Source organism: Enterococcus sp. DIV0755b, assembly GCF_051713765.1.
GTDB classification, from domain to species: Bacteria; Bacillota; Bacilli; order Lactobacillales; family Enterococcaceae; genus Enterococcus_C; species Enterococcus_C canintestini.
Genome location: NZ_JBIOQN010000001.1, coordinates 47,130 through 61,578, shown reverse-complemented (window position 1 = coordinate 61,578; position 14,449 = coordinate 47,130). Strand labels below are relative to the sequence as shown.

Genomic DNA, 14,449 nt, shown 5'->3' with positions numbered 1-14,449 from the left:
TATAGTTTGTTGTCTTAAAAAATCATATGTTATAGTTAAATTATGAATTAAATTAAAGGGAGAGAAGATGATGGACTATTATAAAAAAACAGCAGATGAAATAGTGGAGGAGTTTTCTTCACAAACTAAAGCTGGTCTTAGCAATCAAGAAGCCCAAAAACGATATGAAAAGTACGGGCCGAATCGTTTTGCTGAAGAGAAGAAAGATTCCATGGTGAAAAAGATTTTACTCAGTTTAACGGACTTTACCACGTTAGTTTTAATAGTGGCGGCGATTATTTCATTTTATACCGCTATTGCCACTGAACATGGTGATTTATTTGAAGGAATATTGATTATTGCGATTATTGTGATTAATTCTGTTTTGACGATTGTCCAAGAAGGAAATGCTGAAAAAGCGCTCAGTGCATTGCAAGATATGAATAAGCAAACGGCTACGGTCATTCGTGATGGACAGCAAAAAGAAATCGATGCCGATGAATTAGTGCCAGGCGATTTATTGGTGATTGAAAACGGAGCTATGATTGCGGCGGATGCTCGTTTAACGCAAGCTTCCCAATTGCGAATTGAGGAGTCTGCGTTGACCGGGGAAAGTGAGCCGGTAGAAAAAGATGCTGAGTTTATTAGTGAGGAAGAATTACCATTAGGTGATCAACAAAATATGGTGTTTAAAGGGTGTACGGTGGTCAATGGTCGTGGACAAGCGATTGTAACCGGTACAGGTATGGACACTGAAATGGGTAAAATTGCTGGTTTATTAAGTGATTCTGGTACATCTTTAACACCGTTGCAAAAACGTTTAAACCAATTAGGGAAACGAATCAGCTTAATTGCTTTAGTCGCTGCCGCTTTAGTCTTTTTAATTGGCTATTTACAAAATGAACCGCTTTTAGAAATGTTTATGACATCTGTTTCTTTAGCTGTTGCCGCCGTTCCAGAAACACTAACGGTTATCGTTACCTTAACATTGGCTTATGGTGTGCAGAAAATGGCAAAGAAAAATGCCATTATTAGACGTTTACCAGCAGTGGAAACACTTGGTACTGCTAGTGTAATTTGTTCAGATAAAACAGGGACTTTAACGCAAAATAAAATGCAAGTTCGCCGTGTTTGGTCTCGCGGTGATGAAGTAACAGATGTTGAAGACGGTATGACTGATGAAGCGATGGAAGTTTTAAAAATCGCCAGTCTTTGTACAGACGTTATTGTAGAAAAAGGCGAAGATGACGAAGTAGTTGTGAAAGGAAATCCAACAGAAGTTGCAATTGTGCGCGCAATTGAAGAAAATTATCACACCAAAAAAGAATTGGATGAAGAGTATCCACGGGTGGCAGAATTACCATTTGATTCAAAACGGAAAATGATGACCACTGTTCATAAGATGGGAAATAAAAAGTTTCTTTCTGTTACCAAAGGTGCCTTTGATGTCTTAATGCCAAGATTTCATTATGGGGATGTGGAGCGTGCCCAAGTTGTCAATGATCGTTTTGGTAAAAAAGCATTGCGAGTGATTGCGGTTGGATACCGTGTCTTTGAATCAGAACCAACTGAAATTACATCTGAAAATTTAGAACAAGATTTACGCTTACTCGGCTTAGTGGGCATGATTGATCCACCAAGACCAGAAAGTAAAGGAGCAATTAAAAAAGCGCGTAAAGCAGGCATCAAAACAGTGATGATCACAGGCGACCACGTGGTTACAGCCAGTGCAATTGCTAAAGAATTAGGCATTTTAAGTCATAAAAATCAAGCAATTTCTGGTTCGCAATTACAAAAACTAACAGATGAAGAATTAGATGGAAAAGTAAAAGATTTGACCGTCTATGCCCGCGTAACACCAGAAGATAAAATTAGAATCGTAAAATCTTGGCAGCGAACGGGTGCTGTAGTAGCCATGACAGGTGATGGTGTCAATGATGCGCCAGCATTAAATGCCAGTGATGTTGGTTGTGCGATGGGAATTACTGGGACAGACGTAGCCAAAGGAGCCGCCGATATTGTTTTAACAGATGATAACTTTGCAACAATTGTTGATGCCGTGGCCCAAGGTCGGACTGTTTATCAAAATATTCGCAAAGCCATCAACTTTTTATTAAGTTGTAATATCTCCGAAATTTTTATCGTCTTAATCGCGATGTTAATTGGTTGGGGGGCACCATTTAGTGCGGTACAACTATTATTTGTTAACGTCGTCGCTGATGGATTACCTGGGTTTGCTTTAGGGCGAGAACCAGCTGAAGCCGGTATCATGAATGAGCCGCCAATTCCAGCACATGAGGGAATTTTTGCACGGGGATTATGGAAGAAAATTGCGGTAAATGCCGGTATTTTTACTATCGTCACTCTTTTTGGTTATTATTTAGGTTCTTTTGTGGATAGTGTCAGTCCTTGGGTTGATGCAAGTCCAGAAGTGGGCCAAACTGTTGCCTTTTTAGTCTTGGCTTATTCATCGATTATCCACGTCTTTAATGTTCGCAGTAGTCGTTCCATTTTCCAAGTGAAATTATCATCGAATAAATCACTTTTTGAAATGTCGGTCTTGGCAATTTTGATTACGACGGCAATTGCGTTATTACCATTTACTCAAGGCTTATTTAACTTAGTTCATATTAGTTTAAATCACTGGTTCTTAGTGGCCATCTTGTCGATTGTACCAGTCTTTGTAAATGAGATGATTAAGTTCCATTTTTCAGCAGAAGAAGACTAAACTTTTTTTGAAGCATATAATGAAATACTAAAGGAGCTGTGACAGTCTTGTCACAGCTCCTTTTTCTAAGTAAAGACGCACAATAAGTAGCATTTATTAGGCCTTTTTATTTCAATCCTTTTTAGTGATTAAAATGTTTCAGCTTCATTTGGTAAATTATTGTAAAAGGCAGCTTTCGTAGCGTAAATGTAAGGATTTAACCATAGGTAGCCAATACCACAAGTTAAGATTGCTAAAATGTGCCAACCAATAAAGCTTAAATCTAACCAGAATAATTGACCTTTATAGCCATTCATTAAACGGCGGCTTGCAGTAATACATTCGAGATAGCCTGGTTTTTGACCAGTACCTTCTAAAATATCGTAGTAAATAAAGTTTGCTTGGGCATAAGAATAACTTTTAATAATACCAGGGATCAAAAACAGCAATGACCACAAGCCAATGAAGATGGTTGAAAGTAGGTAAATACAGACCACACCTACTAAAAAGGGACTCTTAAAAGCGCGGAAAACGTCGTTTAAAGGATGAATGTCTACCCGTTTACCCCGATAAATGTCTAAAAACGTCCAAGACATTCCAGAAACAAAAATAGTCGTTAATAGTCCACTAAGAATACCGCCCCCTTGATTGCCAATTTGGGCTGTCCAAGAAACATCCCCATTACTGTTAATCCCATTTGAAACAGTATCTAATGTATCAGGACTAAAGATTGCAACTCCACCGATAATGGCAATAAGAGGAATTAAGATAATTGCGGCAATGGCAATGCCAATTACAGTTGGAATCAAGTTCATTAAAACCGCATCTTTCCAGCGGCCTTGTAACATTTGTTTGGCTTCTAACTTTAATTCACCAGATGATTTCATTTTTTCAACTCCTTTTTATAAGTAATTTCAGTATAACAAAAACTTTAACTTTTGGAAATTACATGAGTTTATAGAGATTTTGCTATTTTTTTGCTGAATAAAGGGACATTTATTAAAAGAAAATAACAGTCAAAATTATGACCTTGCAAATTTTTCCCCTAGCCTTTATGATGGTTGAAGCTACACAGAACAAAGTAGAAAGTAGGGAGTAAAATGGCGCAAGAACCTGCCATCAAATACCGTTTAATTAAAAAAGAAAAACATACAGGCGCACGCCTGGGTGAATTAATTACCCCGCATGGAACTTTTCCAACACCGATGTTTATGCCGGTGGGAACACTAGCGACAGTTAAAACTATGGCACCAGAAGAGTTAAAAGAAATGGGTGCTGGTGTAATTTTAAGTAATACGTATCATTTATGGTTACGCCCGGGTGAAGATTTAGTCGCAGAAGCAGGCGGCTTACACAAATTTATGAATTGGGATCAACCTATTTTAACAGACTCAGGTGGTTTTCAAGTTTTCTCACTAGCTGATATGCGTAATATTACTGAAGAAGGCGTGCATTTTAAAAACCATTTGAATGGGGCACCACTTTTCTTATCACCGGAAAAAGCAATTGATATTCAGAATAAATTAGGTTCAGATATTATGATGAGCTTTGATGAATGTCCACCTTTTGATGAAAGTTATGATTATGTTAAAAAATCAGTTGAACGTACTTCACGTTGGGCCTATAGAGGACTAGAAGCTCATGCTAATCCTGATCGACAAGGTTTATTTGGAATTATTCAAGGGGCTGGTTTTGAAGATTTAAGACGTCAAAGTGCCAAAGATTTAATCAGTATGGATTTTCCTGGTTATTCAATTGGTGGCTTATCTGTTGGGGAACCAAAAGAAGAAATGAATCGTGTCTTAGATTTCACAACGCCGCTAATTCCTGATCACAAACCTCGCTATTTAATGGGTGTGGGTGCTGCCGATTCATTAATCGACGGCGTAATTCGTGGTATTGATATGTTTGATTGTGTTTTACCAACAAGAATTGCTCGCAATGGCACATGTATGACTTCTAAAGGCCGTCTGGTTGTCAAAAATGCTAAATTTGCCCATGACTTTAGACCGCTAGATGAAAAATGTGATTGTTATACTTGTCGTAATTATAGTCGGGCGTATATCCGTCACTTAATTCATTGTGATGAAACATTTGGGATTCGCCTAACTACGTATCATAATTTGTATTTCTTATTAAACTTAATGAAACAAGTTCGCCAAGCGATTATGGATGATAACTTGTTGGAATTCCGCCAAGCTTTCTTTGAAGAATATGGCTACAATAAAGAAAATGCGAAAAGTTTTTAAAATTCATAGAAAAAACTAGTTTAAGTAAAGAATCTTTGTTAAAGTTATTCTTGTGAATTAAATTAAACGAGGTGAAGAAAATGGGCGGCTTACCAACAATTCTTATGTTCGTAGTGTTGTTAGGAGCGATGTGGTTTATGTCACGTTCAACCAAAAAACAACAACAAGAACGTCAAAATACGTTAAACGCAATGAAACCAGGTGATGAAGTTGTCACAATCGGCGGCTTGCATGGTGTTTTGGCTGAAGTTGACGATACGAACAAAACAGTCACAATTGATTGTGAAGGTGTATTTCTTGTTTTTGATAAACAAGCCATCAAATCAATTACTCCTGGGAAATCAGTAGTAGTGGATGATACAGTAACAGAAGTTAAAACTGAAGATTTAGTTTCTAACCCTACTGATACTGAAGATAATAGTGACAAAGACTAATCCTGCTTTTGCAGGATTTTTTTTGACTAAAAATTTTCCATTAGTTAGATAAAATTTTTGAGGTCTTTTAGGGTGTTACTTTATCTTTGTAAACTAGTGCACGAATAAATGAATGTCTAATTAGGGTTACTAAGAATAAAAAATACTTAAGTTATAATTAATCTATTTTCATTTTACTTAAGATGATAAAAAATATTTTTAAAGCAGTTATAAAGTTATAAAAACTTTGTAACTGCTTTCTTTGTTTTTAAATCAAGGGTTGTAAAAATGCTTTTAGTACAAGGTAAAATTTAATTTAAAAAACTGTGAAAAAAATCACAAAAACTATTTACAAGCTAAAATTTATAGTGTATAGTTCTGTATGTGAAATGGTTAACAAAGAAAATTACCCAACTTTTAGGAGGAACACAATGGCTAAGACATTGGAAAAAGAAGTTAAAGTAATCAATACAGATGTAGTAATCGACGAGTTAGCAGCAAAAGCAAATGAAGCTGCAAAACAAATGGAAAACTTTACCCAAGAACAAGTAGATAAAATCGTACATGAAATGGCAATGGCTGCTTTAGACAAACATATGCCTTTAGCAAAAATGGCAGTTGAAGAAACTGGTCGTGGGATTGTCGAAGATAAAGCAATCAAAAATATGTATGCTTCAGAATATATCTGGAACTCAATTAAACATGATAAAACAGTTGGCATAATCGGCGAAGACAAACAAAAAGGTCTAATCGAAGTTGCAGGTCCTGTTGGGGTCGTTGCAGCAGTTGTTCCAACAACTAACCCAACTTCAACTACTATTTTTAAAGCAATGATCTCATTGAAAACTGCTAACGCAGTAATCTTTTCTTTCCACCCATCTGCGCAAGAATGTTCAAAAGAAGCAGCGCGTATCGTTCGTGATGCAGCGATTGCAGCAGGTGCTCCTGAAAACTGTATTCAATGGATTGAAAAAGAACATTCTTCAATTGAAGCAACGCAAAAATTAATGAACCACCCAGGTGTTGCAATTGTCTTGGCAACTGGTGGTCCTGGCATGGTGAAATCAGCTTACTCAACTGGTAAACCAGCTTTAGGGGTAGGTGCCGGTAACGTACCAGCTTATATCGAAAAAACAGCGAAAATTAAACGTGCAGTAAATGACGTTATCGTTTCAAAAACATTTGATAACGGTATGATTTGTGCCTCTGAACAAGGTGTAATCGTTGATAAAGAAATTTACGCTGCAGTTAAAGCTGAATTTGAAGCACATCAATGTTATGTTGTGAAAAAATCAGAATTGAAAAAATTAGAAGATGCAGTTATGAACGAAGGCAAATATGCGGTTAACCCTGCAATTGTTGGTCATCCTGCAACTGAAATTGCCAAATTAGCAGGTATTAAAGTTCCTGAAGGCACTAAAATGTTAATCGCAGAATTAGACGGTGTTGGGGCTGATTACCCATTATCTCGTGAAAAATTATCACCAGTTTTAGCGATGATGAAAGCTCAAAGTACAGAACATGGTTTTGATTTAGCTCAAGGTATGTTGGAATTAGGTGGACTTGGTCATACTGCGGTTATCCACACTGAAAATGAAGATTTACAATTACAATATGGTTTGAAGATGAAAGCTTGCCGTATCTTAGTAAACTCTCCATCTGCTGAAGGTGGTATCGGGAATATTTACAACGAAATGATTCCATCATTAACATTAGGTTGTGGCTCTTACGGTCGTAACTCTGTCTCTAAGAACGTATCTGCGATCAACTTAATCAACGTTAAAACTATCGCGAAACGGAGAAATAACATGCAATGGTTCAAATTACCTTCAAAAATTTACTTTGAAAAGAACTCATTATTATACTTGGAAAAAATGGAAAACGTTGAACGTGTCATGATCGTTTGTGATCCAGGTATGGTGCAATTTGGTTATGCGGATACAGTACGTGAAGTTTTAGCTCGTCGCAAAAACGATGTGAAAATTGAAGTCTTCTCAGATGTTGAACCAAACCCTTCAACAAACACAGTTTATAAAGGTCTTGAAGTCTTTAATGCTTTCCAACCAGACACAGTAATTGCGCTTGGTGGTGGTTCTGCAATGGATGCGGCAAAAGGCATGTGGATGTTCTTTGAACACCCAGATACTTCATTCTTTGGCGCAAAACAAAAATTCTTAGATATTCGCAAACGGACTTACAAAATTGGCAAACCTGAAAAAACACAATTTGTATGTATCCCAACAACTTCAGGTACTGGTTCAGAAGTAACACCATTTGCCGTTATTACTGATAGCGATACACATGTGAAATATCCATTAGCTGACTATGCATTGACACCAGACGTTGCGATTGTCGATCCTCAATTTGTTATGTCAGTGCCAGCAAGTGTTACTGCTGATACAGGGATGGACGTTTTAACACACGCAATTGAATCTTATGTTTCTGTTATGGCATCTGATTATACTCGTGGTTTAAGTTTACAAGCAATCAAACTTGTCTTTGACAACTTGGAAAATTCAGTGAAAACAGCTGATCCAGATGCAAGAGAAAAAATGCATAACGCATCTACAATGGCAGGTATGGCCTTTGCCAACGCGTTCTTGGGTATTTGTCACTCAATCGCGCATAAAATTGGGGGCGAATATGGTATTCCTCACGGACGTACAAATGCGATCTTATTACCGCATATTATCCGTTACAATGCCAAAGACCCACAAAAACATGCAATGTTCCCTAAATATGACTACTTCCGTGCTGACACAGATTACGCGGATATTGCGAAATTCTTAGGTCTTAAAGGTGAAACAACTGAAGAATTAGTCGAAGCATTAGCAACTGCAGTTTACGAATTAGGTAAATCTGTTGGTATCGATATGAGCTTGAAAGCACAAGGCGTTACACAACAAACATTGGATACAACTGTTGACCGCATGGCTGAACTTGCTTATGAAGATCAATGTACTACAGCTAATCCAAAAGAACCTTTAATTTCTGAATTAAAAGGTATCATTGTTGAAGCATACAATGCAAAAGCATAATTAAATGTAAGTTAAAAATCCGTCTTAGCCTCTTAGCAGCTAGGACGGATTTTTTTATGAAAGTAAAGTGTATAAGTTAATGTAAGTTGTAACGATATGCTGATAAAAAAGGCCACAATTTAAATTTGTAGTAGAGTAGTTGACTTTTCTTAGGAGTAACCTAATATTAAAGATAAGAAGGAAAAAGGAAGAAGGCAAAGCGATGGTACTAGCACAAGTAAAAGAGCTCAAGCAATCTCAGGAGTTGTTAAAAAAATTAGTCGAGCGAATTGAAAATCCCACTCAAGATTTATCCATCACCACACTTCAACACGATTTACTCGATTACATTGAAAGTTTGTCAGTTGTGACCGATTACGTAAACTTTGAAATAGACACCCCAGAGCTAAAAACTTATCCCATTAATGCTGTTTTAAAACAACAAGCGCAATTGCTTCAAGCTATTCTTGCTCAATTAAATAGTCCAGCAGAACAAAGCGATGCTGCTGAACAATTTAAGGTAACAGAAGGTGCGATTCGGCGTATGTCTGAAAGTTTAAAAGGCATTGTTGAGTTAAATCGAACTTTGCAAAAAGAGTCCAATATATCAGTTGACTTGGCTACAAAGACGCCACTTCATAAAAAAGAAAATACTACTGAAAAAGCAGGATTTTTTAAGCGTCTATTTAAACGCTAAGTATACTTTTCTAACTTGTCATCTATAAAAAACGCCAAACCACTTTTAGAAAAAATCTAAGTTGTGGCTTGGCGTTTTATGATTAAAAACGGAAAGGAATTTCATTTTGCCCGCGAATTGCATATTTTCTAACATCAATTCCCCGTGCTTGGCACCATTGCCACACTTCATCTGTAAAAATAACCGGAACCGTTTCAAGAGCATGGGTATTTTTTTTGCCCACCATCGTGTAAAGCAAGATTAAATCTTCTTGCCAACTTTCAATCATGGCAATTGTCGCGTCTACACCGTGGCTGAGCAGTTGATTTAAAATAGTAGCAGAAATACCTACTGTGTCTGCCCCTAAGATGAGGGATTTGAAAATATCAAAAGCATTGCGAATCCCACCTGAAGCAATCACTTCAAATGAACGGGTGACTTGTGCGGCTTCTAATAATGAAATAGCAGTCGATTGTCCAAATTCACTCAGATAAGCCATTTCACGTTTGGGGCGACGAGCATTTTCAATTTGAGTAAAACTTGTTCCCCCTTGGCCTGAGACATCAATGGTTTGTACACCAACACTAATTAATTGCAACATTGTTTCTCTGGTCATACCAAAACCGACTTCTTTTACAACTACCGGAACGTCTAATTTTGCTACAATTTCAGCGATATTATCCAACCAATCGCCAAAAGCACGGTCACCTTCTGGCATTACCAATTCTTGCGGAGCATTCAAATGAATTTGTAAGGCATTTGCGCCAAATAATTCCACCGCTCTTTGGGCATTTTCTAAATCATTATGAGCGCCAATATTCGCTAAGAAAAAACCATCAGGATTGACTTTGCGGACAATTTTAAAACTATCTTGCACACTTTCATCTTTTAAAGCAGCTGTAACAGAGCCTGTAGCCATCATCAAATTGCACTCTTTTGCGACTAGGGCTAAATCGTGATTGATTTGTTGTGATTTTTGTGAACCACCTGTCATAGCATTGATAAAAAAAGGAAAAGCTTCTTCATGGTCTAAAACCGCTGTTTGTAGACTAACATCATTTGTAGCAATTTGCGGTAAAGGATTATGAATTAAGCGAATAGCATCAAAATCATTGTTTTTTTCTTTATGAAAGGCTTTGGCTAAACGAATGTGTTCATCTTTACGATTCATGGGAACTCCTTTTTATAGTAGGATTTGGATAATGATAAACGTGGAGGGGTAAGGGGGTAATTCCTGCTTTTTCCCACACGCTCATTAACGGTAAAATCCCACTTTTTTGATCAGTAATCACGATGCCACAGTCGCCTCCGCCAGCACCAGAAGATTTGGCTGCACCACCGTAATTTTCAGCTAAATCACATAATGTTTTTAAAGCAGGTGTTTCAATGACAACGTCTGTGATTTGAGTCAGTTCATTTAATAGGCGCCGATTTTTTTTAATCATTTGTTTGATTAGGCTGATATCTTGCTGATGAAACCCAGTGACTATTTGTTCTACACAAGTTTTGCTATCAGCTAAAAATTCTTCATAAGAAGTTTGCTTGTCTGCTCTTGATTCATTCACCTGATCAACCAAATCAGAAGTCGACGCTGGAGAACCTGTCCAGCCAATCAATAAACGTAAGTGAGGGACTTCTGGTAGCGGTGTAATGGTAAGATAAGGCCACTCTTTAGTGAGTAAATTAGTGATACTTTCACTTTGCTGTTCCTTTTTTAACCACTGCTGATCAAATGTTGCAAAAGCAATCCAACCACCATAAGAACTGGCAGCAATATCGCCACAAGAACCATTGCCTTGGACTTCTAAATGGGCAAGAGCGGCTAGTTTAAACGTCATCATTGGCGTTAGAGGCAACTCATAAAAGGCACTTAGCGCTTTGACTGTCGCAACAGTTACAGCGCCACTAGAGCCTAAACCATACTTGCGACCATTGGAGTTGTCTAACTCACTTGTAACTTTTAAATCAAAAAAAGCCAGTTCTTTACCTTGTTCACGGGCATATTTTTCGGTGATTTTAATCGCTGCTAAAATATAATGAAAAGGATTTTCGCGAATATCTAAAACCAATTCCCCACCGCGACGGGTCCATTTTACTGGTAATTCACTGTATTGGGCGGATTGAATACTGCCGCTTTTGGTTGCAGAGGTAATTGTAACGGTAATAAATTGATCGACTGCAATAATAATGGCCGGATGTCCCGGCTCAACAACAGCATATTCACCTGCAATATAAAGTTTTCCTGGGGCCGAAGCTTCCACAAGCATTTGAATTCCTCCTGTTAATGTTACCCATGTTTATAAATACGTGATACCTGGTCCGCTAAAAGCGGTAATTAGTTGCTCTTTTTCAAAATAATTTGCCAGCTCTGCTTCAATTTTTGCGACGTCTTTTTTTTGACATAAGACTTTAACATTGGGACCTGCATCCATTGTAAAGTAACAAGCTAGGCCAGCTGCACGGATTTTTTTCACGGCGTTCATAGCTTTTAAACTATCCGGTGACCAATAAGTAAATGGTGGCACAGCGGCAAGAGTTGTACCATGCATTTTTAAGGCGTTGTTTTCAGTGATTGCTCCTAGTTTATTGAAATCTTGGGCATGAATCGCAATTTTAGCACTGGCTAAGTCTTGTGGTGTCGTTTGTAACCAACCGGGATAAAATGCCGAAGTTTCTACTGTTCTACGCATACCGTCGCGACTAGACACATCTTTTTCTTGATCGTTAATTAAAATGAAAATCATCGCCAGTTCATCTTCCCAGCCACTACTTGGTACAGGTTCTGCAAAAGAAGTTTCATCACTGGTGCCTTTTTGCCATTCTACAAACCCAGGGAAAATACTGCGACAGGCCGAACCTGAACCGCGGCGGGCCAAACGAGACAAATCTTTGTCAGATAAATTTAGTTGCAGCGCTTGATTACAAGCTGCCGCAAGCGCCGCTAAGCCACTGGCAGAAGATGCTAAACCAGCAGCGGTTGGCACATGATTGTAACTTTTAACTTCTGCAAAAAGTGGACAATCAGCTTTTTTACGAACTAAATCTAAAAAGCGACTAATTTTTGTTGTTCCCGCTTCATCTTGTAAGACATCATCTAAATAGAAAATATCTGTAGTCAATTCCTCTGAAAAGGTGACCGATGTCTCAGTATAAAAAGCATCAAGGGTCAAAGAAAGACTATTGTTCATGGGAATAATTAAATCTTCATCGGCTTTGCCCCAGTATTTGATTAAAGCGATATTGGTATGTGCTTTGGCACTTCCTTTAAGCATATTGATAAACTCCTAATTCTTGAATCCAAGTTGCTTTGGCACCTTGGTTAGTTAATGCGGTAGCAATTTTTTTAGCCGTGGTGTAATCAGCAGCTAAGGCAATCATACAGCCGCCTTTACCGCCACCAGTTAATTTTGCGCCGAGTGCACCATTTTTTGTGGCTACAGCAATTAAATTATCTAGTGTTTGATCGCTTACTTGTAAAGCAGCTAAATTTTTTTGAGCGGCATTCATTAATTCGCCCAAATAACGGGCTTGATTATTTAAAATCGCCTGTTTGGCTTTTAAAGTCAAATCACCAAGTTCTTTAATCAAAGCGCTAGTGGTCTTTTTATCTTGTTCAAAGCGCTGTGCTACTGCTTTGACTGTCTGGCGCGTTTTACCCTTGACGCCAGTGTCGGCGACAATTAAAAAAGCGCTAAGGTTAATAGGAAAAGTTTCAAAAGCGGCACCTTTTTGAAATAAGATTGGTTCACTGCCGGCAGTCGCAGCGGCATCGATACCACTGGGATTACCATGAGAAATTTTCTCCGCATAATTCACATACTTTAACAGTGTTTCATGGCTCACGGGTGAATTTTGCCAATCAAAAAAAGCGCGGGTAATCGCTACCGCCACTGCAGCGCTAGAACCCATCCCTCTTTCTGCGGGGATTGTACTTGAAATGGTAATTTGCACAGGGGGAGCAGTGAAATCGTGCCGTAATTGACGAATCAATGTTTTAATATTCTCCAAACTTTTGGGTGCTTTGATAAGGGGGCCAACAAAATAGCCAGAACGTAATTGATCATAAGGATGGTCTGTTATTTCAGCTGTTACATGGGTTGGTTGAAAAGGAAAGGCAATCGCTGCTTCACCATAAACTACAGCGTGTTCACCCATCAAAATAATTTTACCATTGGCATTCCCTTCACCACTGGATTTCATGCAAATGCCTCATTTCTACTTTATTTTTTAAGTTTTTATCTATTCCGCATGCTAATTTGTGACATGCGAGCAAATATTCTTTTCGTCTACTTTAAAATATTGCGCTTTTCACTCTTAAGAAACAATAGTTTTATTATCTTTATTAGCTGTCAGAAGATATTTGCTGATTTTTTCTATTAGAAAATTATGTACTGCTTGTCTATTCTACTAAAAATTTGCTGAATCGTTAAGGCTTTATGAAAAATTTCAAGGCTTTTCAATTTTTTCTTAATAGTTTTTTTTAACTTCTTTTTCTAATTTACGCTTTTAAAAGCTAAAAATATAGAAAGTTGTCTTTACTAAATTAAATTAAAAGTAAAATAATTAATAGCACTTTGGATTGATTTTGAAACCGCACGGCGAATAGATTTTGACAAATAAGTCGGTATTTTGGTGAGTATTTTCTTATTTGACGTAACTAAATGTTGTGGGGTATAGTGTTGCAAGTAGTGATAAACCACAATATTTAGTGATAGGTGAGTTGGAGGTCCATGAGTGTGATTGTATTAGCAGGTACCATTGGCGCAGGTAAATCAAGTTTAACTGAAATGATAGCCAATCATTTAAACAGTGAGGCATTTTATGAATCAGTTGATGACAATGAAGTTTTGCCACTGTTTTATCAAGATCCAAACAAATATGCGTTTTTATTGCAAATCTACTTTTTGAATAAGCGCTTTGATAGTATTAAACAAGCATTACGCCATGAAGATAATGTGTTGGATCGTTCAATTTATGAGGATTCATTGTTATTTCATTTAAATGCCGATTTAGGCCGTGCGACAGAAACAGAAGTACAAGTGTATGATGAATTGTTAGCCAATATGATGCAAGAATTGCCTTATGCGGCGCAAAAAAAACATCCTGATTTGTTAGTTCACATCAAAGTTTCTTTTGAAACTATGTTAGCTCGGATTAAAAAACGGGGTCGTGATTTTGAACAGTTAGAATATGATCCAAGTTTATATGATTATTATAAAGAATTAAATCAGCGATATGATGCATGGTTTGAAAATTATCATGAAAGTCCGAAATTGCAAATTGATGGGGACTTATTGAACTTTGTAGAAGATGAAGCAGCTGCAAAAGAAGTCATTCAATTGATTGATGATAAATTGGCAGAAATTCGTCAAATGGAGTTTATTGGTTAAAGGAAAAAACGCTAGAAT

Annotated in this window: 11 protein-coding genes; 6 read left to right on the top strand and 5 right to left on the bottom strand. The window is 37.5% G+C overall.

Features of this window, described 5'->3' with window-relative positions:
- Positions 1-70 precede the first annotated feature (70 nt).
- Positions 71-2,707, top strand: a complete 2,637-nt coding sequence (locus IGI65_RS00395; RefSeq protein ID WP_438774390.1) for a cation-translocating P-type ATPase — start codon at positions 71-73, stop codon at positions 2,705-2,707.
- A gap of 128 nt (positions 2,708-2,835) precedes the next feature.
- Here IGI65_RS00395 and IGI65_RS00390 read toward each other — a convergent pair whose 3' ends face one another.
- On the bottom strand, positions 2,836-3,573 hold the full coding sequence (locus IGI65_RS00390; RefSeq protein WP_438772890.1) for a DUF975 family protein: 738 nt from the start codon (positions 3,571-3,573) through the stop codon (positions 2,836-2,838).
- A gap of 213 nt (positions 3,574-3,786) precedes the next feature.
- Here IGI65_RS00390 and tgt point away from each other — a divergent pair, with 213 nt between their 5' ends.
- The 4 genes from tgt to IGI65_RS00370 all read left to right on the top strand — a co-directional run bounded on the left by tgt (position 3,787) and on the right by IGI65_RS00370 (position 9,062).
- The gene (tgt, locus tag IGI65_RS00385; protein ID WP_095006588.1) at positions 3,787-4,935 is read left to right on the top strand and encodes a tRNA guanosine(34) transglycosylase Tgt; all 1,149 of its coding nucleotides are present in this window, start codon (positions 3,787-3,789) and stop codon (positions 4,933-4,935) included.
- An 80-nt stretch (positions 4,936-5,015) separates the two neighbouring features.
- On the top strand, positions 5,016-5,369 hold the full coding sequence (yajC, locus tag IGI65_RS00380; RefSeq protein ID WP_071865244.1) for a preprotein translocase subunit YajC: 354 nt from the start codon (positions 5,016-5,018) through the stop codon (positions 5,367-5,369).
- Between the two features lie 410 nt (positions 5,370-5,779).
- Positions 5,780-8,386 (top strand): bifunctional acetaldehyde-CoA/alcohol dehydrogenase, encoded by a 2,607-nt coding sequence (adhE, locus tag IGI65_RS00375; RefSeq protein ID WP_071865245.1) that lies wholly within the window; start codon positions 5,780-5,782, stop codon positions 8,384-8,386.
- Positions 8,387-8,588: 202 nt separating this feature from the next.
- Positions 8,589-9,062: a hypothetical protein gene (locus IGI65_RS00370; RefSeq protein WP_438772889.1), complete on the top strand. Its 474-nt coding sequence runs from the start codon at positions 8,589-8,591 to the stop codon at positions 9,060-9,062.
- Between the two features lie 82 nt (positions 9,063-9,144).
- On the opposite strand, the gene fni is transcribed toward IGI65_RS00370, so the two are convergent.
- Genes fni through mvk form a run of 4 tightly spaced genes read right to left on the bottom strand, consistent with a single transcriptional unit; the run spans position 9,145 to position 13,241 of the window.
- A complete protein-coding gene (gene fni / locus IGI65_RS00365; protein ID WP_438772888.1) occupies positions 9,145-10,212 on the bottom strand; it encodes a type 2 isopentenyl-diphosphate Delta-isomerase in 1,068 nt (355 codons plus the stop codon).
- The gene (locus tag IGI65_RS00360) at positions 10,202-11,308 is read right to left on the bottom strand and encodes a phosphomevalonate kinase (protein WP_071865248.1); all 1,107 of its coding nucleotides are present in this window, start codon (positions 11,306-11,308) and stop codon (positions 10,202-10,204) included. Before IGI65_RS00360 ends, fni begins: the two co-directional genes overlap by 11 nt.
- A gap of 30 nt (positions 11,309-11,338) precedes the next feature.
- On the bottom strand, positions 11,339-12,313 hold the full coding sequence (mvaD, locus tag IGI65_RS00355; protein WP_438772887.1) for a diphosphomevalonate decarboxylase: 975 nt from the start codon (positions 12,311-12,313) through the stop codon (positions 11,339-11,341).
- Positions 12,306-13,241, bottom strand: coding sequence for a mevalonate kinase (mvk, locus tag IGI65_RS00350; protein WP_071865250.1), 936 nt, complete (start codon positions 13,239-13,241; stop codon positions 12,306-12,308). The genes mvaD and mvk overlap by 8 nt, the downstream gene beginning before the upstream one ends.
- Positions 13,242-13,771: 530 nt before the next feature.
- Between mvk and IGI65_RS00345 the strand changes: the two genes are divergently transcribed.
- On the top strand, positions 13,772-14,431 hold the full coding sequence (locus IGI65_RS00345) for a deoxynucleoside kinase (RefSeq protein ID WP_438772886.1): 660 nt from the start codon (positions 13,772-13,774) through the stop codon (positions 14,429-14,431).
- Positions 14,432-14,449: the final 18 nt, after the last annotated feature.

What these genes read in the sequence shown, in the direction of transcription:
- IGI65_RS00370 (WP_438772889.1), top strand. Translation starts at nt 8,589, where the DNA reads ATGGTACTAGCACAAGTAAAAGAGCTCAAGCAATCTCAGGAGTTGTTA.
- mvaD (WP_438772887.1), bottom strand. Translation starts at nt 12,313, where the DNA reads ATGCTTAAAGGAAGTGCCAAAGCACATACCAATATCGCTTTAATCAAA.
- IGI65_RS00360 (WP_071865248.1), bottom strand. Translation starts at nt 11,308, where the DNA reads ATGCTTGTGGAAGCTTCGGCCCCAGGAAAACTTTATATTGCAGGTGAA.
- adhE (WP_071865245.1), top strand. Translation starts at nt 5,780, where the DNA reads ATGGCTAAGACATTGGAAAAAGAAGTTAAAGTAATCAATACAGATGTA.
- IGI65_RS00390 (WP_438772890.1), bottom strand. Translation starts at nt 3,573, where the DNA reads ATGAAATCATCTGGTGAATTAAAGTTAGAAGCCAAACAAATGTTACAA.
- IGI65_RS00395 (WP_438774390.1), top strand. Translation starts at nt 71, where the DNA reads ATGGACTATTATAAAAAAACAGCAGATGAAATAGTGGAGGAGTTTTCT.
- fni (WP_438772888.1), bottom strand. Translation starts at nt 10,212, where the DNA reads ATGAATCGTAAAGATGAACACATTCGTTTAGCCAAAGCCTTTCATAAA.
- mvk (WP_071865250.1), bottom strand. Translation starts at nt 13,241, where the DNA reads ATGAAATCCAGTGGTGAAGGGAATGCCAATGGTAAAATTATTTTGATG.
- yajC (WP_071865244.1), top strand. Translation starts at nt 5,016, where the DNA reads ATGGGCGGCTTACCAACAATTCTTATGTTCGTAGTGTTGTTAGGAGCG.
- IGI65_RS00345 (WP_438772886.1), top strand. Translation starts at nt 13,772, where the DNA reads ATGAGTGTGATTGTATTAGCAGGTACCATTGGCGCAGGTAAATCAAGT.
- tgt (WP_095006588.1), top strand. Translation starts at nt 3,787, where the DNA reads ATGGCGCAAGAACCTGCCATCAAATACCGTTTAATTAAAAAAGAAAAA.